Origin of the sequence: Sphingomonas sp. DC4900, from assembly GCF_049896485.1 — a bacterium.
Lineage (GTDB): Bacteria > Pseudomonadota > Alphaproteobacteria > Sphingomonadales > Sphingomonadaceae > Sphingomonas > Sphingomonas aquatilis.
In genome coordinates this window covers 93,598-115,730 of record NZ_JAFCUK010000002.1, presented here as the reverse complement: position 1 = coordinate 115,730, position 22,133 = coordinate 93,598, and the positions used below count along the sequence as shown (strand labels likewise).

General features: G+C 67.2%; 22 protein-coding genes. 3 read left to right on the top strand and 19 right to left on the bottom strand.

The window, feature by feature from the left end:
- Positions 1–333 precede the first annotated feature (333 nt).
- From ACP690_RS03085 to rimP, 13 genes are all read right to left on the bottom strand, one after another.
- A complete protein-coding gene (locus ACP690_RS03085; protein ID WP_294214908.1) occupies positions 334–510 on the bottom strand; it encodes a hypothetical protein in 177 nt (58 codons plus the stop codon).
- A 218-nt stretch (positions 511–728) separates the two neighbouring features.
- On the bottom strand, positions 729–3,116 hold the full coding sequence (gene pnp, locus ACP690_RS03080) for a polyribonucleotide nucleotidyltransferase (RefSeq protein WP_426260101.1): 2,388 nt from the start codon (positions 3,114–3,116) through the stop codon (positions 729–731).
- Between the two features lie 226 nt (positions 3,117–3,342).
- The gene (gene rpsO, locus ACP690_RS03075; protein WP_017977691.1) at positions 3,343–3,612 is read right to left on the bottom strand and encodes a 30S ribosomal protein S15; all 270 of its coding nucleotides are present in this window, start codon (positions 3,610–3,612) and stop codon (positions 3,343–3,345) included.
- A gap of 16 nt (positions 3,613–3,628) precedes the next feature.
- Positions 3,629–4,636 (bottom strand): tRNA pseudouridine(55) synthase TruB, encoded by a 1,008-nt coding sequence (truB, locus tag ACP690_RS03070; RefSeq protein WP_426260100.1) that lies wholly within the window; start codon positions 4,634–4,636, stop codon positions 3,629–3,631.
- Positions 4,636–5,325, bottom strand: a complete 690-nt coding sequence (locus ACP690_RS03065) for a site-2 protease family protein (protein WP_017977693.1) — start codon at positions 5,323–5,325, stop codon at positions 4,636–4,638. The genes truB and ACP690_RS03065 overlap by 1 nt, the downstream gene beginning before the upstream one ends.
- 159 nt (positions 5,326–5,484) lie before the next feature.
- Positions 5,485–6,063, bottom strand: coding sequence for a thymidine kinase (locus tag ACP690_RS03060; RefSeq protein WP_426260099.1), 579 nt, complete (start codon positions 6,061–6,063; stop codon positions 5,485–5,487).
- Complete coding sequence (locus tag ACP690_RS03055; RefSeq protein ID WP_426260098.1) at positions 6,063–6,854, bottom strand: hypothetical protein; 792 nt, start codon at positions 6,852–6,854, stop codon at positions 6,063–6,065. The genes ACP690_RS03060 and ACP690_RS03055 overlap by 1 nt, the downstream gene beginning before the upstream one ends.
- 66 nt (positions 6,855–6,920) lie before the next feature.
- A complete protein-coding gene (rbfA, locus tag ACP690_RS03050; protein ID WP_426260097.1) occupies positions 6,921–7,319 on the bottom strand; it encodes a 30S ribosome-binding factor RbfA in 399 nt (132 codons plus the stop codon).
- A 151-nt stretch (positions 7,320–7,470) separates the two neighbouring features.
- Positions 7,471–10,320, bottom strand: a complete 2,850-nt coding sequence (gene infB / locus ACP690_RS03045) for a translation initiation factor IF-2 (protein WP_426260096.1) — start codon at positions 10,318–10,320, stop codon at positions 7,471–7,473.
- The gene (locus ACP690_RS03040; RefSeq protein ID WP_426260095.1) at positions 10,317–11,039 is read right to left on the bottom strand and encodes a DUF448 domain-containing protein; all 723 of its coding nucleotides are present in this window, start codon (positions 11,037–11,039) and stop codon (positions 10,317–10,319) included. Before ACP690_RS03040 ends, infB begins: the two co-directional genes overlap by 4 nt.
- A 177-nt stretch (positions 11,040–11,216) precedes the next feature.
- Positions 11,217–11,447, bottom strand: a complete 231-nt coding sequence (locus ACP690_RS03035; RefSeq protein ID WP_017977699.1) for a tautomerase family protein — start codon at positions 11,445–11,447, stop codon at positions 11,217–11,219.
- Entirely contained in the window at positions 11,447–13,078 is a 1,632-nt protein-coding gene (gene nusA, locus ACP690_RS03030) for a transcription termination factor NusA (RefSeq protein WP_017977700.1), read from the bottom strand. The genes ACP690_RS03035 and nusA overlap by 1 nt, the downstream gene beginning before the upstream one ends.
- Before the next feature lies 1 nt (position 13,079).
- A complete protein-coding gene (gene rimP, locus ACP690_RS03025) occupies positions 13,080–13,649 on the bottom strand; it encodes a ribosome maturation protein RimP (protein ID WP_331360550.1) in 570 nt (189 codons plus the stop codon).
- A gap of 172 nt (positions 13,650–13,821) precedes the next feature.
- Here rimP and ACP690_RS03020 point away from each other — a divergent pair, with 172 nt between their 5' ends.
- Positions 13,822–14,961: a PQQ-dependent sugar dehydrogenase gene (locus tag ACP690_RS03020; RefSeq protein ID WP_043059733.1), complete on the top strand. Its 1,140-nt coding sequence runs from the start codon at positions 13,822–13,824 to the stop codon at positions 14,959–14,961.
- A 102-nt stretch (positions 14,962–15,063) separates the two neighbouring features.
- On the opposite strand, the gene ACP690_RS03015 is transcribed toward ACP690_RS03020, so the two are convergent.
- Both ACP690_RS03015 and ACP690_RS03010 read right to left on the bottom strand, forming a co-directional pair.
- Positions 15,064–15,459, bottom strand: a complete 396-nt coding sequence (locus ACP690_RS03015; protein ID WP_017977703.1) for a PaaI family thioesterase — start codon at positions 15,457–15,459, stop codon at positions 15,064–15,066.
- Positions 15,456–15,881 (bottom strand): PaaI family thioesterase, encoded by a 426-nt coding sequence (locus tag ACP690_RS03010; protein ID WP_426260094.1) that lies wholly within the window; start codon positions 15,879–15,881, stop codon positions 15,456–15,458. The genes ACP690_RS03015 and ACP690_RS03010 overlap by 4 nt, the downstream gene beginning before the upstream one ends.
- 171 nt (positions 15,882–16,052) lie before the next feature.
- Between ACP690_RS03010 and ACP690_RS03005 the strand changes: the two genes are divergently transcribed.
- Entirely contained in the window at positions 16,053–16,832 is a 780-nt protein-coding gene (locus tag ACP690_RS03005; protein WP_294314888.1) for a crotonase/enoyl-CoA hydratase family protein, read from the top strand.
- Between the two features lie 130 nt (positions 16,833–16,962).
- Here the strand turns inward: ACP690_RS03005 and ACP690_RS03000 are convergent, their stop codons facing one another.
- Both ACP690_RS03000 and ACP690_RS02995 read right to left on the bottom strand, forming a co-directional pair.
- Entirely contained in the window at positions 16,963–17,745 is a 783-nt protein-coding gene (locus tag ACP690_RS03000) for an SDR family NAD(P)-dependent oxidoreductase (RefSeq protein ID WP_426260093.1), read from the bottom strand.
- Between the two features lie 139 nt (positions 17,746–17,884).
- Positions 17,885–19,054, bottom strand: a complete 1,170-nt coding sequence (locus tag ACP690_RS02995) for an acetyl-CoA C-acetyltransferase (protein ID WP_426260298.1) — start codon at positions 19,052–19,054, stop codon at positions 17,885–17,887.
- Between the two features lie 74 nt (positions 19,055–19,128).
- Here ACP690_RS02995 and ACP690_RS02990 point away from each other — a divergent pair, with 74 nt between their 5' ends.
- On the top strand, positions 19,129–19,794 hold the full coding sequence (locus ACP690_RS02990; RefSeq protein ID WP_426260297.1) for a nitroreductase: 666 nt from the start codon (positions 19,129–19,131) through the stop codon (positions 19,792–19,794).
- Between the two features lie 350 nt (positions 19,795–20,144).
- On the opposite strand, the gene ACP690_RS02985 is transcribed toward ACP690_RS02990, so the two are convergent.
- Both ACP690_RS02985 and ACP690_RS02980 read right to left on the bottom strand, forming a co-directional pair.
- Positions 20,145–20,411, bottom strand: a complete 267-nt coding sequence (locus ACP690_RS02985; RefSeq protein WP_426260092.1) for a hypothetical protein — start codon at positions 20,409–20,411, stop codon at positions 20,145–20,147.
- A gap of 115 nt (positions 20,412–20,526) precedes the next feature.
- Positions 20,527–21,882 (bottom strand): DEAD/DEAH box helicase, encoded by a 1,356-nt coding sequence (locus ACP690_RS02980; protein WP_017977710.1) that lies wholly within the window; start codon positions 21,880–21,882, stop codon positions 20,527–20,529.
- Positions 21,883–22,133: the final 251 nt, after the last annotated feature.

Genomic DNA, 22,133 nt, shown 5'->3' with positions numbered 1-22,133 from the left:
TCGAGGCAATGTGCCTTCCTGGGGCGCGCCTACCGCCGGGCTGTGGCGGGCGTGTTGCGATTCGATGACGCCGCCGGCGAGCGGGATTTCATCTTGGTTTCATTTTCGGAACGGGGCCACGCCGTGGTGACGATTTGGATCCGGGTCGGCATAATCCATGCGAAGCCTTGGGGTTCCCCGAACGGGGCGGTTGACGGTCGCGGCGGACCGACGCGCAGTTTTGGGGGCGACCGCATGTCGAGGGCAGCGAAGGCCCGCTGCTCTTCGCTGCTGGCGATCGCAAAGGTTAGCGGAACGATGCTGCCGATATCGGCAAATGCTGGGGCAGGGGCGTCAGGACGGACGTCGGTCGACGGCCTCCTGCGCCTCTCCCTCGGCGATCAGCTTGGCGTAGCGTCGGGCCATGTCGAGGTGGACGCGGCGGCCGTCGCTGTTTGGCGTGCGATCGGCGAGCGCGCGTTCCTGGCGCTCGCGATGGATATAGAATTGGGTTTCGGCATGAGTCGGCATGAAGGCCTCCCTCATTGAGGTGATGCTTGTCGCCAACGGGCAACGCGTCACAAGCCATGACCTTTTAGCATGATAGGGCGCGTTTCGCCTTCATCTGCATCAATCCGCCCCGGGCCGGCGGCGCGGCTCTCGAACGGCAAAAAGCCGATCGGTCTCCAAACGAAAAGGGGGCCCGGCATCGCTGCCGAACCCCCATTCCATCAGCCGTTGGCCGATGATCAGTCGCGATCACCGGTCAGGAAGGCCGGCGCGAATTCCGGCGCGGGGCCGTCATCGTTGCCGCCGCCGTTACGCGGGCCACGGTCACCGCCTTCGCCGCGGGGGCCACGGTCACGGCGCGGGCCGCGATCGCCGCGGTCGCCGCCACGATCGCCGCCGTCACGACGGGGACCACGGTCGCCGCGATCGCCACGGTCGCCGCGATCGCCACGGTCGCCGCGCGGGCCACGGCTGCCACGGTCGCCTCCTTCACGCGGTTCGCGCGCCGGACGCGTGTCTTCCAGCTCGGCGCCGGTTTCCTGATCGACGACGCGCATCGACAGGCGAACCTTGCCGCGCGGATCGATCTCGAGGACTTTCACCTTGACCTGCTGGCCTTCCGACAGGACGTCCGAGACCTTCTCGACGCGCTCGTTCTTGATCTCCGAGACGTGGACGAGACCGTCCTTGCCGCCCATGAAGTTCACGAACGCGCCGAAATCGACCAGGTTGACGACCTTGCCGTCGTAGATCTTGCCGACCTCAGCCTCTTCGACCAGGCCATTGATCCACTTGATCGCGGCTTCGATCTGCGACGAATCCGACGACGACACCTTGATGACGCCCTCGTCGTCGATGTCGACCTTGGCGCCGGTGGTGGCGACGATCTCGCGGATCACCTTGCCGCCCGTGCCGATCACTTCGCGGATCTTCGACTTGTCGATCGTGAAGGTCTCGATGCGCGGCGCGTGCGCCGACAGCTCCGAGCGGGTCTCGCCCAGCGCCTTCGCCATCTCATTCAGGATGTGCGCGCGGCCTTCGTGGGCCTGCTTCAGGGCGACCTTCATGATCTCTTCGGTGATGCCCGAGATCTTGATGTCCATCTGCAGCGCGGTGATGCCCTCGCTGGTGCCGGCGACCTTGAAGTCCATGTCGCCGAGGTGATCCTCGTCGCCCAGGATGTCCGACAGGACGGCGAAGTCCTTGCCTTCCAGGATCAGGCCCATCGCGATGCCCGACACGGGGCGCTTCAGCGGCACGCCCGCATCCATCATCGACAGCGAACCGCCGCAGACCGTGGCCATCGACGACGAGCCGTTCGACTCGGTGATGTCCGACGTGACGCGGATCGTGTAGGGGAATTCCTCCTTCGACGGCAGCACCGGGTGCAGCGCGCGCCAGGCGAGCTTGCCGTGACCGACTTCGCGACGACCCGGCGCACCGAAGCGGCCGACTTCACCGACCGAATAGGGCGGGAAGTTATAGTGGAGCATGAAGTTCTGATACGACAGGCCGTTGAGGCCGTCGATCATCTGCTCCGCGTCGCGGGTGCCGAGCGTGGTGGTCGCGATCGTCTGCGTCTCGCCACGCGTGAACAGCGCCGAACCATGCGCACGCGGCAGGAAGTGAACTTCCGATTCGATCGGACGGATCTGCGTCGTGGTACGGCCGTCGATGCGGCGACCGGTCTTCAGGATCGCGGTGCGGACGATGTCGGCTTCCAGCTTCTTCACCAGCTTCAGGCTGGCGAGGTACGCCTGCGGATCGCTGTCCTTCAGGTCGGCCATGCCGTCGCGGGCCTTGGCGCGCGCGTCGTTGATCGCGGTCTGGCGGGCCTGCTTGTCGGTCAGCTTGTAGGCCGCCTCCAGGTCCTTGCCGATCAGCTTCTTCAGCTTGGCCTTCACGCCTGCGCTGTCGGCCTGGACCTTGAGTTCCCAGGGCTCCTTGGCGGCCTGTTCGGCGAGGTCGATGATCGCGTCGATCACCTGCTGCGACGCCTTGTGTGCGAACATCACCGCGCCGAGCATGACGTCTTCCGACAGCTCCTTGGCTTCGGATTCGACCATCATGACCGCGTCATGCGTCGCGGCGACCATCAGGTCGAGCTCGCCGGTCAGCACGTCGGCATCCGACGGGTTGAGGACGTATTCGCCGTCCTTGTAGCCGACGCGCGCCGCGCCGATCGGACCCATGAAGGGCACGCCCGACAGCGTCATCGCGGCCGAGGCGGCGATCATCGCCAGCAGATCGGGCTCGTTCTCGCCGTCATACGACAGAACCTGCGCGATGCAGTTGATCTCGTTGTAGAAGCCTTCGGGGAACAGCGGGCGGATCGGACGGTCGATCAGGCGGCTGACGAGCGTTTCACGCTCGGTCGCGCCACGCTCGCGCTTGAAGAAGCCGCCGGGGATGCGGCCCGAAGCCGAGAACTTTTCCTGGTAGTGGACGGTGAGCGGGAAGAAATCCTGCCCTTCCTTCACCGACTTGGCGGCGGTCACGGCGCAGAGCACCACCGTCTCGCCGAGCGTCGCGATCACCGCGCCGTCGGCCTGGCGGGCGACCTTGCCCGTTTCGAGGGTGAGCGTCTGGCCGCCCCACTCGATCGATACCTTCTTGGCATTGAACATGTATTTTCCTTCACTCCCCACGCCAAATGCGTCGGGGGGCCTATCTGCGAGCTAAGCCGGCTCGCGCGGTGTGGAGCGTCTTGTCGCTCCGATGGATCGGGGCCGAATTGCCCGTCTTCCGCTTACCCGGCTCGTGCCGGTATTCGTGAAACGTGTGGCGCGCCCATAGCACGGATATACGAAAAGGGCGACCCGAAGGCCGCCCTCTCGTTTCACCCGCTGGAGGTTACTTGCGAAGACCCAGCTTCGCGATCAGGTCCAGATACCGCTGGCCATCGGTCTTGCGCAGATAGTCGAGCAGCGAGCGCCGCTTGTTGACCATCATCAGCAGCCCGCGGCGCGAGTGGTTGTCCTTCTTGTGACCCTTGAAGTGCTCGGTCAGGTTCTTGATGCGCTCCGACAGGATCGCGACCTGGACTTCCGGCGAACCCGTGTCGCCTTCCTGGCGGGCGTGAGCCTTGACGAGTTCGTTCTTGCGCTCGGCGGTAATGGTCATGTGTTCATCCTCGACATCACAGATTGAAACCGCGGACGACGCGGACCTGTTGGTCCTCCACCGATACCAGCGCGACCGGCGTGTCGCCGTCGCATGCGAAGTATGGGCCATCGTCCGTGGCGATCCCGGTCAGAACACGCCCCTGGCGGAGCGCCCCTGCCTGATCGGGGGTGAGGGGTAGAGCCGGGATGTCGTCCAGCCCCGCCCTCAACGGCAGGAGTATCTGTTCAAGGGTGCGCCCCATACCGGCTTCCGCGAGATTGTCCAGCGTTATCGCGGGTGCGAGGGTGAAGGGGCCGGCCTTGGTACGGCGGAGCATGGTGACGTGGCCGACCGTGCCGAGCGCGAGCGCGATGTCGCGGGCGAGGGAGCGGATATAGGTGCCCTTGGAGACGTGGGCGGTGAGGGTGATGTCCTGCAATGCCTCCCTCGCGTCAGCGGGGGAGGGGGACCGCTCGCCGCAGGCGAGTGGTGGAGGGGGCGTGTCCGCAGATGCGACGGTCGTCGTATCCTCCCCCTCCGTCAGCGCTTCGCGCTGCCACCTCCCCCTGGCGGGGGAGGATTGGAGAGCATGCACCGTCACGTCTCGGCTCGCCAGCACCACCTCCTCGCCCGCGCGCGCCAGATCATAGGCCCGCTCGCCGTCGACCTTCAGCGCGCTATACGCCGGCGGCACCTGGGTAATCGCACCGGTGAAGCGCGGCAGCACCGCCTCCACGTCGGCCAGCGTCGGCCGCACGTCCGACGTCGCTACACCCACGCCTTCCGCATCCAGCGTATCGGTCTGCTCGCCGAAGCGGATGGTGAAGTCGTACACTTTGTCGCTGTCGAGCATCCGCCCGGCAAGCTTCGTCGCTTCGCCGACCGCGATCGGCAGCACGCCCGTCGCGAGTGGATCGAGCGTGCCGCCATGGCCGACCTTGAACTTGCCATAGCCGCCCTGGCGCAGCGCACGCTTCACAGCGGAGACGACCTGCGTGCTGCCGAGCCCCAACGGCTTGTCGACGATGATCCAGCCGTGCATCAGCCGATCGCCTGCGCCAGTTTCAGAAACAGGCCGATCACCGCATCGGCCGGCGGGCCGACGAGCCGGCCGACCACATCGGCCTTGGGCGCGATCATCGGCAGGACGACGAGGACAAAGAGCAGCAGCAGGAAGCCGAACCGCCCGATCTTCGCCCATTGCGCCGCGAGCGGGCGGGGCAGGATGCCCTCGACGACATGCCCGCCATCGAACGGCGGCATCGGCAGCAGGTTGAAGATCGCGAGGAAGACGTTGACCAAGAGGAAGTTGACGAGGTTCGCGAAGACGAACGCCGCAACGCCGGTCGGCTGTGCGCCATGCAGTAGGGCGACAGCGGTGCCGATCAGAATCGCGGCGATCGTGGCGAGGATCAGGTTCATGCCCGGCCCGGCGAGCGCCACCGCGACCATGCCCCATCGGGGGTTGCGCAGGCGCTGCGCGACGACCGGCACCGGCTTCGCCCAGCCGAACACCGGCGCGCCTGCGATGGCGAGGCCGAGCGGCAGGATGAGCGTGCCGACCGGATCGACGTGGCGGAGCGGGTTGAAGCTCAGCCGTTTCCGCTCCGCGGCGGTGGGATCGCCGAGCCACTTCGCCATCCAGCCGTGCGCGACTTCATGAAAGACGATCGCGATGACGAGCGGGATGATCCACACGGCCGTGCGGTAGACGATGTTATCGGGGTTCATGGCGCGCGATATGGCGCGGGGGAGGGGAGAGCGCCACTCCCCTGTTCGTCATCCCGGCGTACGCCGGGATCCATGGACGCGTGACGCCGATGGCAGCTCGCCCTCGTTTGCGGCACCGGAACCATGGATCCCGGCGTACGCCGGGATGACGAAAGGGGATTACGTGCCCAACGCCTCCGAAAAATGCCGCCGGCACAATGCGATATATCGATCGTTACCGCCGATCTCGGTCTGCGCGCCCTCGGCGATGGCGCGACCCTCGGCATCGACGCGCAGGTTCATCGTCGCCTTGCGCCCGCATACGCACACCGATTTGATCTCGATGAGCGCATCGGCGATCGCGAGCAGCCGCGCCGATCCCTCGAATAACCGCCCCTGGAAATCGGTCCGCAAACCATAAGCGAGCACCGGCACGTTGAGCACGTCGCAGATGTGCGCCAGTTGCGCGACCTGCGCGGCGGAGAGGAATTGCGCCTCGTCGACCAGCACGCAGGCGAGCGGGCCGCGCGCGAGTCGACCCGCGACGCAGGCGGCGAGATCGGTCAAACCCTCGAACGGCGTCGCCGGCGCCTCCAGCCCGATGCGGCTGGTGATGGTGCCGTGCGCAAAGCGATCGTCCACCGCCGCGGTGAACAGCATCGTCTCCATCCCCCGCTCGCGATAGTTGAAGTCCGCCTGCAACAGCGTCGTCGACTTCCCCGCATTCATCGAGGCGTAGTAGAAATAGAGCTTGGCCATCAGAAGCGGCGGTACAGGGGATCGCGGGGTTCCTGTAAAGCGCCTTCTGCCTTATCGACCCTCACCGACTTGGCGTCGATCCGCCCCGTAGCGACGTCGCCGATCATCCACAGCGGCCACCAGTCGCCGGCCTTTGCGTTCTCGCTACAGGCGTAGGACGAACTGACCGTAACGATCATGAGATTCCGGCTGTCCTTCGACCAGCGCATCGCCGATGGTAGGACGGCGTCCGGAGTAAGGCAGCGGAACCGACTAACTGCCTGCCGTTTCGCTGCGGTGACAAGCTGACGGCGCCGCACGACCCGGCGGTCGACGATTTCGAAGAGCTCAAGCTCATCCATGAACGAACCGACATGATGGTTCACCGCAAGCCAGTGGGCATCAGGCGACCAGAGCACCGTGAACGGCATATCATCGGACAGAGAGCTCAGACGCGCGAGTATTTTGCCGCGCGAATCCTGAAGCTCGATCGGCGGCTGGCGATCTTGATATGCCCGCTGGACAATAACCAAGCTGCCATCCGGGGACGGCGCCCGACCGCGGCATGTCGCAACGAATTGATAGACGGTCTTGGTGCGGTTGAACCCGCTGGCTTTGCAGTTGGTGGTCAGCGCACCGATCTGCGCTTGGACGAACGACGCTTGGCTGAGTGCCGTTATGATGGTGAGCGCACAAAGCCATAGACCATGGCGCCTTACGGCCGTGCGAACCCAATACGCTTTGCCCTTCCGTCCCACCGACACCTCGAGCATTGAACCAATGGCGCATGCAGGGCGATTCGGCGGTAGCATTCGGCCGTCCGCCTACGTGATGACGGTCGCCGTCATTCACCAACGTGACCTGCCGCCGTCCAGCCGTCAATCCTCGCCCGAGTCACCCAGATCGCGTGCCACTTCCGGCCGGCGGAGCAGTTGGTCGATGTGGCTGCCTTCGTCGAAGCTTTCGTCGGCCAAGAATTTCAATTTCGCGGCGTACTTGTTCTGGATGCGGTGCGCGACTTCGCGTTGCAGGTAGGCGGTGTTGGTGCGCAGCGCCTTCAGCACCGCCTCCTCGTCACGCCCAAGCAGCGGCTTCACGAAGACGGTCGCATGGCGCAGGTCAGGCGACATGCGCACTTCGGTGATGCTGACCATGTGTTTGGCCAGCGTTTCGTCGTGTACGTCGCCGCGCTGGAGGATCTCCGACAGCACGTGGCGCACCTGTTCGCCGACGCGCAGCGTGCGGACCGATTTTTCCTGGGAGTCTTTGTTCATCATGCCTCCAACCCCTCTCCCGCCGGGAGAGGGAGGGGCCCGCCGCCGTCAGGCGGTGGGAGGGGGAGGGTGACGGACGGCGCCATTGCCACCCTCACCCTTCCGCTGCCTGCGGCAGCTCCCTCCCTCTCCCAAAGGGAGAGGGACGTCAGGGTTAGAGGGTGCGTTCGCGCATCTCGACTTCGAACGTTTCGAGGAAGTCGCCGGCCTTGATGTCGGTGAAATTCTGCGTGAACGTCACACCGCATTCCAGCCCTGCGCGAACCTCCGCGACGTCGTCCTTGAAGCGGCGCAAGCTGGCGATCTCACCCTGGTAGATGATGACGTCGTTGCGCGTGATGCGGGCCTTGAGCGCCTTGCGGATGACGCCTTCGACGACCAGCAGACCCGCGGCCTTGCCGTGCTTGCCCGCGGAGAAGACCTCGCGGATTTCCGCACGACCGACGACGGTTTCGAACGCTTCCGGCCCGAGCTCGCCCGCCATGCCCGCCCGGATCTCGTCGATCAGGTCGTAGATGACGTCGTAATACTTGAGCGCCACCTTCTGCCGATCGGCGATCTCGCGCGCCTTGGCATTGGCACGGACATTGAAGCCGATGATCGGCGCGCCGCTGGCACCCGCCAGCGTCACGTCGCTTTCGGTGATGCCGCCGACACCCGAATGCAGCACGCGCGCCTTGATGAGATCGGTCGAGATCTTGTTGATCGACGCGACGATCGCCTCGACGGTGCCCTGCGTATCGGCCTTGACGACGAGCGGATATTCCTTCGCCGCATTGGCCTTCAGCGCCGAGAACATGCTCTCGAGGCTCGCCGGCGCGGTCGTGGTGCGCTTCTGCGTCAGCACGCCCTGGCGATATTCGGCGACCTCGCGGGCGCGCGCCTCGTTCTCGACGACCTGCAGCGGATCGCCCGCCGACGGCACGCCCGAGATGCCGAGCACCTCGACCGGCATCGCCGGATCGGCCTGCTTCACCTGACGGCCCTTGTCGTCGACCAGCGCACGGACCTTGCCGCTTTCCGCGCCGATGACGAAGACGTCGCCGACCTTCAGCGTGCCGCGGTTGACCAGGATGGTCGCAACCGGGCCGCGGCCCTTGTCGAGCTTCGCCTCGATCACCGTGCCCTCGGCTGGACGGTCGGGGTTGGCGCGCAGTTCGAGCAGCTCGGCCTGGAGCTGGATCTTCTCGATCAGCTCGTCGAGGCCGGTCTTCTTGAGCGCGGAGACTTCGACGTCCTGGACGTCGCCGCCCATTTCCTCGACCACCACCTCATGCTCCAGCAGGCGCTCGCGCACGCGCTGGGCATTCGCCTCGTACTTGTCGATCTTGTTGATCGCCACGATCATCGGCACGCCGGCCGCCTTGGTGTGGTTGATCGCCTCGATCGTCTGCGGCATCAGCCCGTCGTCGGCCGCGACCACCAGCACCACGATATCCGTGACGTCGGCACCGCGCGCACGCATCTGCGTGAACGCCTCGTGGCCCGGCGTGTCGAGGAAGGTGATCTTCGACTTGTCCTTCAGCGTGACCTGATAGGCGCCGATATGCTGCGTGATGCCGCCGGCTTCGCCGCGCACCACGTCGGTGCCGCGCAGCGCGTCGAGCAGGCTGGTCTTGCCGTGATCGACGTGGCCCATGATCGTGACGACCGGGGGACGCGGCTTCATCGCCTCTTCGGCATCCTCGACCGTGTCGATTGCCAGATCGATGTCGCTGTCGGAGACGCGGACGATGTTGTGGCCGAATTCGGTCACGAGCAGCTCGGCCGTATCCTGGTCGATCGTCTGCGTCATCGTGACGGGCATGCCCATCTTGAACAGCGTCTTGACGAGGTCGGCGCCCTTTTCCGCCATACGGTTGGCGAGTTCCTGGACGGTGATCGCCTCGGGCACCTGCACGTCGCGGACCTGCTTGGGCTGCGCTTCACGCGGGCCACCGAAGTGACGCTTTTCCTTTTCACGCGCACGCTTCAGCGCGGCGAGACTGCGGCTGCGCGCACCATCGTCGCCCAGCGCGCGGTTGACGGTCAGCTTTCCGCCACGACGCTCGTCGCCCTTGCGGTCGCGCTGCGTCGGACGGCTCGGCGGCGCGTTGCGCGGCGTCGCCTGACCCGAAGGCAGGTTGCGGTTGACGCCACCCGAGGCGCTGCTGCCCGACGCACTCGCGGCCGGAGCCGCTGCGGGCGCGGGCGCCGGCGCCGGCTTGGGCTGCGGCTTGGGAATTTCGGGACGCGCGACTGGCGAGAAGCGACGCGGCGCGGGAAGCGACGGATCGCGGCCGAGTTCCACCGTCGGCGCAGGCGCCGGGGCGGGTGCCGCCGGACGCGGCGCAGGCTGCGCGACCACCGGAGCCGGAGCCGGAGTGGGGGCCGGCGCGGGCGTGGGGGCCGGCGTCGGTTCGGGCGCCGCAACGGGTTCCTCGACCGGCGTCGGCGGCACGGGTCGCTCGACCGGGCGGAAGCCACGGCCGGCCGGGGTCGGCACGGTCACGGTCGGCGCGGCAGGCGCCGCCGGGGCGGCTGCGGCAGGTGCAACCGGCTCGGGCGCGGGCGTGGGCTCGGGCGCTGCCGGGGGAGCGGCGGCGGCTGCCGCAGCAGCGGCGGCCTTTTCGGCGGCGCGCTGGCGTTCGTCCTCAAGCGCCTGCGCACGCGCGGCCTCTTCGCGGCGACGCGCGTCTTCCAACGCGTGCATGCGCTGGTCCTCGGCCTCGCGCAGCATGCGGGCCTGGCGCTCCTGCGGCGTCTCGTTCGACGGCGCCGGGCGCGGGGCGGGGGCCGCCGGAGCCGGCGTCGGCGCGGCGACGGGCGCCTGCACCGGCTGCTCGGGCGCAGCCTGCGCCTCACCCGGGCGGCCCAGCACGCGCCGCTTCTTCGTTTCCACGATCACCGTATTGGACCGGCCATGGCTGAAGCTCTGCTTCACCTGGCCGGTCTCGACCGTGCGCTTCAGCCCCAGGGGCGCGCGCATGCCAAGTTTCGGCTTATCGTTGTCGGTGTCGCTCACTCAAATTCCTCGTTCACGTCTACGGCCGGTCGCGTCCCGCCGGGTTCGGCGCCGGATAACCGGTGCGCCGATGCGCCTTGCGGGGCCGTTTCGCAAGGCACGGGAGTGGGTTCAGGTCCGATAAAATGCAGCCAGCGGTCGAGCGCGTCGCTCACCCGCGCGGCGGCAGCGCGGTCGGTCAGGGCGATGTGTACCACATTTTCGCGGCCCAGCGCCAACGACAATATGGTGCGCGAGACCGGCAATACCAAGCCCCGGATGTCCGATCCTTCACGATCCGATCCGATCCGCCACGCCTGGTCGAGCTTGCGGTTGCCGTCGGTGCCGGCGTCGGCCGCATGATAGAGCGCGTGCAGCTGCCCCGAGCGTGCCGCCGTCTCGATCTTTTCGGACCCCGTCAGCAGCAGGCCGGAGCGCGATTCGAGGCCGAGGCGGTCGAGCGCGTTGCGTTCGAGTGCCCCGGCGATGCGCGCGGGCAGGTCGTCGGGGATCACGAGCTCGGCGCCCTTGAACGCACGAGCGAGCGCACCGCGCAGTCGCTTCTTGGTGATCGCCTCGTCCAGTTCGGCGCGGGTCACGCCGATCCACGCGCCGCGGCCGGGGGCCTTGGCACGCACGTCGGGCAGCACCTGCCCGTCCGGCGCGATTGCGAGTCGCACGAGGTTGTCGCGGACATCGCGGTCCTGCGTCAGAATGCATTTGCGGATGGGGTCGGTCATGCCGCCACCTCCGCCAGATAGCGATCGTCATTCCCGCGAAGGCGGGAATCCAGACGCACTACCGTCCGCGACAGAGTCGCAACGTCAGCGAGTCTGGATCCCCGCCTGCGCGGGGATGACGGATAGGGAAGGGCGAACGAGTCGCCCCTCACAAAGCGTCGTTGAACCGTCAGCGTCTCATTGCGAGGGAACCGCATCAGCGTCCTCCCGCACTTGGGGCGCATCGCGGTCGGCGATCAGCTGACCGCCGGCACCGTAATTCTCCGTCGACACTTCCTCGATCACGATCTGGACCGCGGCGGGGTTCTTGCCGAGGCGCGTGACGAGGCTGGCCGTCACGTCCGCGACGACCCCTGCCTTCTGCTCCTTGGTCGCGGAGCCGGCCAGTCGGATCGAGACGAAAGGCATCAGGCCTCCTCACCCTCCGACGCGTCGGTCGAGGCGGGGGCATCGGCGGCTGCCGGCGCTTCGTCCTCGAACCAATGCTGGCGCGCGGCCATGATGATCTCGTTGCCCTGCTCGTCGCTGAGACCGTATTCGGCGAGGATACCGCCCTTCGGCTCAGGGCGCTTGGGCGCGTCCTCGTTGCGGCGACGCGGCTCGGCGCGCTTCTTCTCGACCAGTTCGTCGGTGGCGAGATCGGCGAGGTCGTCGAGCGTCTTGATGCCCGCCTTGCCGAGCGTGACCAGCATCGCTTCGGTCAGATACGGCATGTCGGCGAGCGCGTCCTCGACGCCCAGCGCACGACGTTCGTCACGCGCCGCGGCCTCGCGGCGGTCGAGCGCTTCCTGCGCACGGCTCTGCAGTTCCTGCGCGAGGTCCTCGTCGAAGCCCTCGATGCCGGCCAGTTCGTCCAGCTCGACATAGGCGACCTCTTCCAGCGCGCCGAAGCCTTCGGCGACCAGCAGCTGCGCCAGCGTCTCGTCGACGTCCAGTTCGTTCTGGAACATCTCGGAATTCTGGACGAACTCCTTCTGGCGCTTTTCGCTCGCGTCGGCCTCAGTCAGGATGTCGATCGCCTTGCCGGTCAGCTGGCTGGCGAGGCGGACGTTCTGGCCGCGGCGGCCGATGGCGAGGCTGAGCTGGTCGTCGGGCACGACCACCTCGATCCGGTCCTCTTCCTCGTCGATTACGACGCGGCTGACCGAAGCGGGCTGCAACGCGTTGACGACGAAGGTCGCGGTGTCGGGCGACCAGGGGATGATGTCGATCTTTTCGCCCTGCATTTCCTGCACGACGGCCTGCACGCGGCTGCCCTTCATGCCGACGCAGGCGCCAACCGGGTCGATCGACGAATCGCGGCTGATGACGCCGATCTTCGCGCGCGAACCGGGGTCACGCGCCGCCGCCTGGATGGTGATGATGCCGTCGTAGATTTCGGGCACTTCCTGCGCGAACAGCTTCTTCATGAAGTCGGGGTGCGCGCGGCTGAGGAAGATCTGCGGCCCGCGGTTCTCGCGGCGGACGTTGAGGATCAGCGACCGGATGCGATCGTTGACGCGGACGACTTCGCGCGGGATCTGCTGGTCGCGACGGATGACGCCTTCGGCGCGGCCCAGATCGACGACGATGTGGCCGAACTCGACGCGCTTGACGACGCCGGTGATGATCTCGCCCTGGCGGTCCTTGAACTCTTCATACTGGCGCTCGCGCTCGGCGTCGCGGACCTTCTGGAAGATGATCTGCTTGCTCGCCTGCGCCTGGATGCGGCCGAATTCGATCGGGGGCAGCGGATCGACGATATAGTCGCCGACGGTTGCGCCCTTCTGCAGCTTCTGCGCCTGGTTGACGTCGACCTGCTTGAAATAATCGTCGACCGCCTCGACCACCTCGACGACGCGCCACAGGCGCAGGTCGCCGGTCTGCGGATCGAGCTTCGCACGGATGTCGTTCTCGATGCCGTAGCGGGTCTTGGCCGCACGCTGGATCGCTTCTTCCAGAGCCTCGATCACGATGCTCTTGTCGATCATCTTTTCCGATGCGACCGAATTGGCGATCGCGATCAGTTCCGCGCGGTTGGCGGTGGCGACGGTGGCCATCTTACTGCTGTCCTTCGTTGGATGCGTCGGTGTCGTCTGTTTCTTCGAATTCGTCCGCGCCTTCGCTGGAAAGCGGCGCGGTGGCAGCGAGCAGGCGATCGGTGATCGTCAGCTTCGCGTCGTGGATCTGGTCGAGGCCGACGGTCATCGGCTGATAGCCGCGCACGTCGATCGTCACCCGATCACCCTCGATCCCGACCAGATCGCCGGTCAGGATCTTGCGGTTGTCGATCTTCTCGACCAGCGTCACCTTCGCCTCATGTCCCGCCCAATTCACGTAATCCTGCGGGCGGGTCAGCGGGCGGTCGATGCCGGGCGACGACACTTCGAGGCGATAGGCGTCCTCGATCGGGTCCTTGCCCTCGGCCTCCAGCGCATCGAGCACGTCCGAGATGCGGCGCGACAGATCGGCGCAATCGTCGATCGTCAGCTGGCCGGTGTCGGGCCGTTCGGCCATGATCTGGAGCGTGGGGTCGGATTTGCCGCCGAACATCTTCACGCGCACGAGGTCGAAACCCAGCGCTTTGGCTTCGGGTTCGATCAATGCGGTCAGAAGGGCGATGTCCGCCATGCGGGCTCCAAAACAGATATGCGTGTTCGCCGCCGCGGAAGGGGTCCCCCGCAGCCTCTTTCACCTGACGATGTTAGAGAAGGCAGCGGCTATATACGCCGGCCCCCGCATAGAAACAAGCATCCATCGTGCGGGCCCGTGCGTTCGCTGCACCGATAAAAGGGAGACATTCATGCGCCTGCACCTGCTCGCCGCCTTGCCGGTGGCCCTGATCGCCTGTTCGGGCAACGCCCCCGCGACCGGGGAGGGCGCGCAGGCCGGTGAGACGCCGCCCTCAGCCAAACCGTTCCGCGAGACGGTGGTCGCCGATTTCGTCTCGCCCTGGGCGCTGGCGTTCCTGCCGGACAATCGCATCCTCGTCACCGAAAAGGCGGGGCAGATGATCCTGCTGTCGGCCGACGGCAAGCGCCGCCAGACGATCGCGACGCTGCCTGTCGATTCGGCGGGGCAGGGCGGGTTGATGGACGTGGTGCCCGCGCCCGACTTCGCGACCAGCAAGCGCATCTATTTCAGCTATTCGACTGCCGGTCAGGGCGGCAAGGGTGTGGTGCTCGCCCGCGGCCGGCTGCGCGGCGAGGGGGCGAGCGAACGCCTCGGCGAGATCGAGGCGCTGTTCCAGGCGCGGCCCTTCGTCGAGGGTAACGGCCATTATTCGGGCCGCATCGCCTTCGCGCCCGATGGCCAGAGCCTGTTCTTCACCAATGGCGAGCGGCAGAAGTTCACGCCGGCGCAGGACCCGCAGGCGACGCTCGGCAAGGTGCTGCGCCTGACGCTCGACGGCAAGCCCGCGCCGGGCAATCCGCTGGTCGCCAAGGGCTTCGCGCCGGAGGTGTGGAGCTATGGCCACCGCAACCTGCTGGGCATCGCGTTCGACGCGCAGGGGCGGTTGTGGGAGCAGGAGATGGGGCCGAAGGGCGGCGACGAGCTGAACCTCATCATGCCCGGGCGCAATTACGGCTGGCCCAATGCATCGAACGGCAGCCATTACGACGGCCGCGACATTCCCGATCACCGCCCCGGCGACGGCTACGAACCGCCGAAGGTGTGGTGGAACCCGGTGATCTCGCCGGGCGGGCTGATGATCTATTCGGGCAACCTCTTCCCGGCGTGGAAGGGCGATGCCTTCATCGGCGGCCTGTCGTCCAAGTCGCTGGTTCGCGTCGACCTCGACGGGCAGACTGCGAAGAAGGCCGACCAATGGCCGATGGGCGCGCGCATTCGCGACGTCGAACAGGGGCCGGACGGCGCGATCTGGGTGATCGAGGACGGCGGCGAGTCGCAGGGGCGACTGATTCGGCTGACGCCGCGGTAATCTCTTGCGCTCGTCACCCCGGGCTTGACCCGAGGTCCCGCTTTTTGGCCGGCCGTAGAAGAAGCGGGACCCCGGCTCTTCGGCCGGGGTGACGGGGCAGTCTCAGTCCCGCACCACCAGATAGTTCATCCGCGCGTGCGCGATCGGCTTGTCGCGATCGTCCTGCCAGGCGATCGCCTCGACATTCGCGACGCGCGTGCCGAGCCGCGTCACGATCCCTTCGGCGTGTGTCGGCTTGTCGCGGCCGCCGCGCATGAAGTCGACCGTCACGTTGACGGGCTTGATCCGTCCGCCACCCTCTTCGGCCAGCGCATGCTGCAACGATACGATCGCCGCGACCTCCAGCAGGCCCGAGATCGCGCCACCGTGCAGGAAGCCGGGGCGGCCCAGCACCTCGTTGCGGAAGGGCATCACCAGTAGCGGTGCGGCGCCGTCGCGTGGCTCCAGCGTCACGCCGAGCATCTCGGCATAGGGCGGCAAAGCGTGCTGCGTGTTCATGCCATCTGGTCCATCAGCATGAAGGTGCCCGCGACATGCGCCAGCGGATCGTCCGGCGTTTCATCGTAGGCGATACCGCGAACGAAGGCGATCGAGCGGGTCAGCTTCAGGCATTCGCCGCGCCCGATCACGGTCCGTCCCGGCACCGCGGGCCGCAGGTAATCGACGCGCAGGTCCAGCGTCGCCTGGGGCGCGAACTTGTCGCGCTTGATCCAGACCGCGACGCTGGTCGCCATGTCCATCAGCGCGATGATCGGGCCGGACGCGAGGACGCCGCTGTCGACATCGCCGATCAGCCGCGCATCGTAGGGCAAGGCCAGCTCGACCCAATCGTCGTCCCTGCCGTGATAGGTGATACCCACTGCGCCGCCATGGCCGCCGAAGCGATGCGCCATGAACGCCTCTATGTTGAAACCGCTCATGCCCCCGTCTCTACACGCCGCGACCGGTGGCGCAACGCGGGGCGAGCAGGTAGCGTGCGGTAAAGCATGAACGCATCTGCACGCCGTTCGTGCTAAGCCTGTCGAAGCACGGTGGCCGCCACCTGCCCTTCGACAGGCTCAGGGCGAACGGGCAGGATTTGGGAGAGAGCCATGAACGACCGCGTCACCACGACCATCACCGACGGCATCGCCGACGTCCGCCTGACGCGGGCCGACAAGATGAATGCGATCGATCCTGCGATGTTCGAAGCGATCGGCGCGGCGATCGACGCGCTGCACGATCGCACCGACGTGCGCTGCGTCGTGCTGTCGGGTGAGGGACGGGGGTTCTGCGCCGGCCTCGACATGGCGAGCATGGCGCGCGGCGGGTCCGGCACGGGGATCGCGCGCAACGACCAGGGCAGCATCCTGCCGCAGCACGTCACCTGGGGTTGGCGCCAGCTGCCGATGCCGGTGATCGCCGCGGTGCATGGCGTCGCCTTCGGCGGCGGCTTCCAGATCATGTCGGGCGCCTGCATCCGCATCGCCGCGCCCGACACGCGCTTCGCGATCCGCGAGACGCATTGGGGGTTGGTGCCGGACATGGCGGGCTTTCCGATCTGGCGCGGGCTGGTGCGCGACGACGTGCTGCGTGAGCTGGTCTATACCGCGCGCGAATTCGATGCGGCGGAGGCGCTGCACCACGGCTTCGTCACGCGGCTGGCGGACGACCCTTACGAAGCCGCCCTGGCGTTGGCGCGCGAGATCGCCGGACGCAGCCCGCATGCGATCCGCGGGGCAAAGCGCCTGCTCAACATGGCGCACGACGCCGACCCGCGCGCGATGCTGGAGGCGGAGACGGCCGAACAGCTGAAGGTGATCGGCAAGCCGAATATGATGGAGGCGGTCGCGGCGAACATGGGCAAGCGGGCGCCGGTGTTCGTGGATTGAGGAGCGACGTCCCGCACACACCCTCACCCTTCCGGCGCTGCGCGCCTCCCTCCCTCTCCCGGCGGGAGAGGGAAGGGGCCCGCGGCCGTCAGGCCGTGGGAAGGGTGAGGGTGGGTGCGGGACGGCCGCTTTACCGCGGCGCCATGCGGATGCCGCCGTCGAGGCGAATATCCTCGCCGTTGAAATAGCCGTTCTCGATCAACGTTATGGCAAGGTGCGCATATTCCGCCGGATCGCCGAGCCGCTTCGGGAACGGCACGCTGGCCGCCAGCGCATCCTTCACCGGCTGCGGCGCGCCTTGCAGCAGCGGCGTGTCGAAGATGCCGGGCAGGATCGTGTTCACGCGAATGCCTTCGCCCATCAGGTCGCGCGCGATGGGGAGCGTCATGCCGACGACGCCGCCCTTCGACGCGGAATAGGCCGCTTGGCCGATCTGGCCGTCCTCCGCCGCGACGCTGGCGGTCATCACGATCGCACCGCGTTCGTTATGTTCGCCCGGTTCCAGCGTCAGCATGCCGGCCGCGGACTTGGCCACGCAGCGGAACGTGCCGACCAAATTGATCTGGATGAGCCAGTCGAACGCCTGCAACGGGAAGTGCTTGATGCTGCCGTCTTCCTTCGATCGGCTGGCGGTCTTCACCGCATTGCCCGTGCCGGCGCAGCAGACAAGCACCGATTCCTGCCCGTGCGCCTCGCGCGCCTTGGCGAAGCCGGCGTCGACGCTGTCGTCGCTGGTGACGTTCACTTCGCAGAAGATGCCGCCGATCTCCGCGGCGAGCGCCTCGCCCTTCTCGCGTTGCAGGTCGAAGATCGCGACCTTCGCGCCCTTTGCCGCCAGCGCGCGTGCGGTGGCCGCGCCGAGCCCGGATGCGCCACCGGTGACGACCGCGGCGGTGGTGTTCGTGATATGCATAGACCCTGTCCTTCTTTCAGTCCTCCCCCGCCAGGGGAAGGGCGACGGCGCCTTTCGTTACGGAACGTACCGCCGTCCTCCCCCTCCACCATTCGGCTGACGCCGAACGGTCCCCCTCCCCCTGGCGGGGGAGGACTGGTTACAGCCGCTCGATGATCGTCACGTTGGCGATGCCGCCGCCTTCGCACATCGTCTGCAAGCCGTACCGCCCGCCGCGCGCGTGCAGCGCATGGACCAGCGTCGCCATCAGCTTCGTACCCGACGCGCCGAGCGGATGGCCGAGCGCGATCGCACCGCCGTTGACGTTAAGCTTTGCCGGATCGCCACCGGTGTGCTGCAACCAGGCTAGCGGCACCGGCGCGAACGCCTCGTTCACCTCGTACAGGTCGATGTCGTCGATGCGCATGCCGGCGCGCTGCAAGGCGCGATCCGTGGCGAACAACGGCTCCTCCAGCATCACGACGGGATCGCCGCCGGTGACGGTCAGATTGTGGATGCGGGCCAGCGGCGTCAGGCCATGCGCCTTCAGCGCTTCCTCGCTCACCACCATGACCGCACTCGCGCCGTCGCAGATCTGGCTGGCGTTGGCCGCGGTGATCGAGCCGCCCTCCTGCAACAGCTTCACCGCGCCGATGCTTTCCGGCGTCGCGTCGTAGCGGATGCCCTCGTCGCGATCGTGGATCACCGTGCCCTCGGGCGTCTCCACCTCCAGCCCGACGATCTCGTCGGCGAAGGCGCCAGCCTCGGTCGCTGCGGCAGCACGGCGGTGGCTTTCGAGCGCATAGGCGTCGAGCTGCGCCCGATCGAAGCCGTATTTGCGCGCGATCATCTCGGCGCCCATGAACTGGCTGAACTGCACGCCCGGAAAGCGCGCCTCCTGCCGCGGGCTTTTCGCCTTGCCGAGGCCGGCTTGCGCGAACAGCGCGCCGGTCGAGCCCATCGGCACGCGCGTCATGCTTTCGACGCCCGCGGCGATCACGACGTCCTGCGTCCCGCTCATCACCGCCTGGGCAGCGAACTGGATCGCCTGTTGCGACGATCCGCACTGGCGGTCGATCGTGACGGCGGGCACGCTGGTCGGCAGCGACGAGGCGAGCACCGCGCCACGCCCGACCTGGAAGCTCTGTTCGCCGCCCTGGCTGACGCAGCCCATGATGACGTCTTCGATCGCGGCGGGATCGATGCCGCTCCGTCCGACGATCGCGTCGAGCGTCGCCCCCGCCATGTCCGCCGGGTGCCAGCCCGCCAGCCGCCCGCCGCGCCGTCCGCCCGCGGTCCGCACCGCTTGGACGATATAGGCCTCCGCCATCGCTTCGCTCTCCATAACTCTTGTTATTGTGGCGATGTGTCGCGTAATCCATGGCAAAGCGCAAGAGGGTGACGATGGGCGTTCGACAGGCGGTGGCGGCACGACGATCGGTACGCGGGTTCCTCGATACGCCGGTGCCGCTGGCGCAGTTGCGGGACCTTGCCGAGGCGGCGGCGCGGGCGCCCTCGGGCGGCAACCTTCAGCCATGGCACGTGCAGATCGTGCAGGGCGACGCGATGACGCGGCTGAAAGCCCTCATGGCCGATCGACTGGCGAGCGGGGCGAGCGAGGCACCGCAATACGCCATCTATCCGCCGGAGCTCGACGACCCGTGGCGCGGCCGGCGCTTTGCGGTGGGGGAGGCGCTGTACGATCGGCTCGGCATTCCGCGGGAGGATAAGGCGGGGCGCCGACGCTGGTTCGCCGCCAATTATCGCTTCTTCGGGGCACCGGCGGCGTATTTCTGCTCGGTGGACCGGCGTATGGGGCCGCCGCAATGGTCGGACCTCGGTATGTATCTGCAAACGCTGATGCTGCTCGCGGTCGAGGCGGGGCTGGCGACCTGTCCGCAGGAATGCTGGGCGATGTATCCCGACACGGTGGGGCATTTTCTGAAGTTGCCCGAGGGCCGGATTCTGTTCTGCGGCGTGGCGATCGGGTTCGAGGATACGGACGCGCCAGCCAACGCGCTGCGCAGCGAGCGCGCACCGGCGGACGAGTGGCTGAGCGTGGTGGAATAGCGGCTATCGTCGCCCCGGACTCGATCCGGGGTGACGTTCCTTACCGGCTTTCTTAGGACCGATCGACATTCACTGACGCCAAGATACGAAGAGGTAAAGACAAGATGGTTCGCGCGGAGGCGCGGAGGACGCGGAGATGTCACGCGCGTGGGAACGCTTCGCCTTGACCTCGACCGAGATAGACAGGCCGCTCGCGCGGCAAACGCGACACCTCTGCGTCCTCCGCGCCTCCGCGCGAACAAAACCCTTTCTTCTTCATGCCTTTCCGCTCGTCGAAAACTCCATCACGACGGTGACCGCTGATCGGCTCTGGAAGCGGGGCCCCGGATCAAGTCGGGGGTGACGGGGGGCTACAGAACCACCCGCTCAGGCTTCGACTCCTCGATCGCCGCCAGCACCATCCGTTCCCACACCGCCGGGTCGCCCGCCGCGGCCATGCACTGGTCCGGCTCGCGTAATGTGCGCAGCACCGCCAGCGCATCGGGCAGGTAATCGCGCCACGCGCTGTCCACCTGATCGCTCGCGCTTTCGGCATCGCCGCCGGCATTCACGCTGATCCGCTGCCCCGCCAGCACGCGGGCGATCCGTTCGGCGACGGGAGTGGTCGACACGTCCATGGCTGCTCTCCTTTGCCATGGACAATGCGCGAACCCGCAACGCGGTTGCCGGATACGACGACGGCCCGGCGAGGGATGCTCGCCGGGCCGCCATCAAGTCGCGAAGGGAAGGGTATCAGCGCGCGGCGCCGGCACCCTGTCCACGGCCGCCGCCGCCCGAACGACCGCGGCCGCCACCGCCGCCACGACGGCTGGCGTTGGCATAGTTGCGCGTCGCGGTCGGTGCATGCGTCGCGCGCGGGCGGGCCGGCTGGCGCTGGCCGCGCGGCAGGTCGGCGCGCGGCGCGGGGTCCGCACCGATCGCCTTGACGCGCGTCGCCTTGATCTCATTGGCGAGGCCGGTGAAATTGTCCGGCAGCGGACGCACGGTCACCTTCTGACGCGTGATCTTCTCGATGTCCTTCAGATACGGCCGCTCGTCATCGGCGCAGAAGGCGATGGCGATACCGCTGTTGCCCGCGCGCGCGGTGCGGCCGATGCGGTGGACATACTGTTCCGCGACGTTCGGCAGCTCGAAGTTGACGACATGGCTGACGCCCGACACGTCGATGCCGCGTGCGGCGATGTCGGTGGCGACCAGCACCTTGGTCTTGCCGTCCTTGAACTCACCCAAGGCCCGTTCGCGCTGGCCCTGGCTCTTGTTGCCATGGATGGCGTTCGCCGCGATGCCGTTGCCGGCGAGCAGCTTCACGACGCGGTCGGCGCCATGCTTGGTGCGCGTGAAGACAAGCGCACGATCGATCGCCGGGTCCTGCAGCACCAGCGTCAGCAGCGCCTGCTTCTCCGTCTGGTTGACGAAGGTGACGTACTGATCGACGCGCTCGGCGGTGGTCGATTCCGGCACCACCGACACGGTCTTCGGGTTGGTGAGGAACTGGCCGGCGAGATCGCGGATCGCGGTCGGCATCGTTGCCGAGAAGAACAACGTCTGGCGCTTGCGCGGGATCATGCGCACGATCTTCTTGAGCGCGTGGATGAAGCCCAGGTCCATCATCTGGTCGGCTTCGTCGAGCACCAGGATTTCGATCATCGACAGGTTGCACATGCCCTGTTCGACCAGGTCGATCAGGCGGCCCGGCGTCGCGACGAGAATGTCGACGCCGCGGCTCAGGTCCTGGCGGTTCTTGTTGATGCTGGTGCCGCCGAACACGGTCGCGACGCTAAGCTTGGAAAACTGGCCATAGCCGCGCGCATTGTCGGCGATCTGGCTGGCGAGTTCGCGCGTCGGGGCGAGGACGAGCATGCGGACATGCGTCGGCAGGACGCGCTTCTGCGCGGCGACCAGGCGCTGGATCGACGGCAGCACGAACGCCGCGGTCTTGCCGGTGCCCGTCTGCGCGATACCGAGTAGATCATTGCCTTCCAGCAGGATCGGGATCGACTGTGCCTGGATCGGCGTGGGGGTGGCATAGCCCTTGGCCTCGAGCGCACGGACGAGCGGCTCGGCAAGGCCGAGATGAGCGAATGACATGGAATAACAACCTTCAAAAACGGCCTCGCCAGCGCGCCGTCCGAAGGAGAGGGCACGCCGGTGCGGCGGGGGAAACCGACACCCCGCGTGAAAAGGGAAGCCTTCAGCTAACGACCGAGGCGGAGCCGGGGGTGGCAAGGCCAACCCGTTCACGCTGCATGACGCCTCGATGGCCCGGCATGTGCGCTGCACTGCCGCAAAAGTCAAGGTGGGGGTGGGGTGGAGCGTGCGCGCTTCCCCCGAAATTCGTC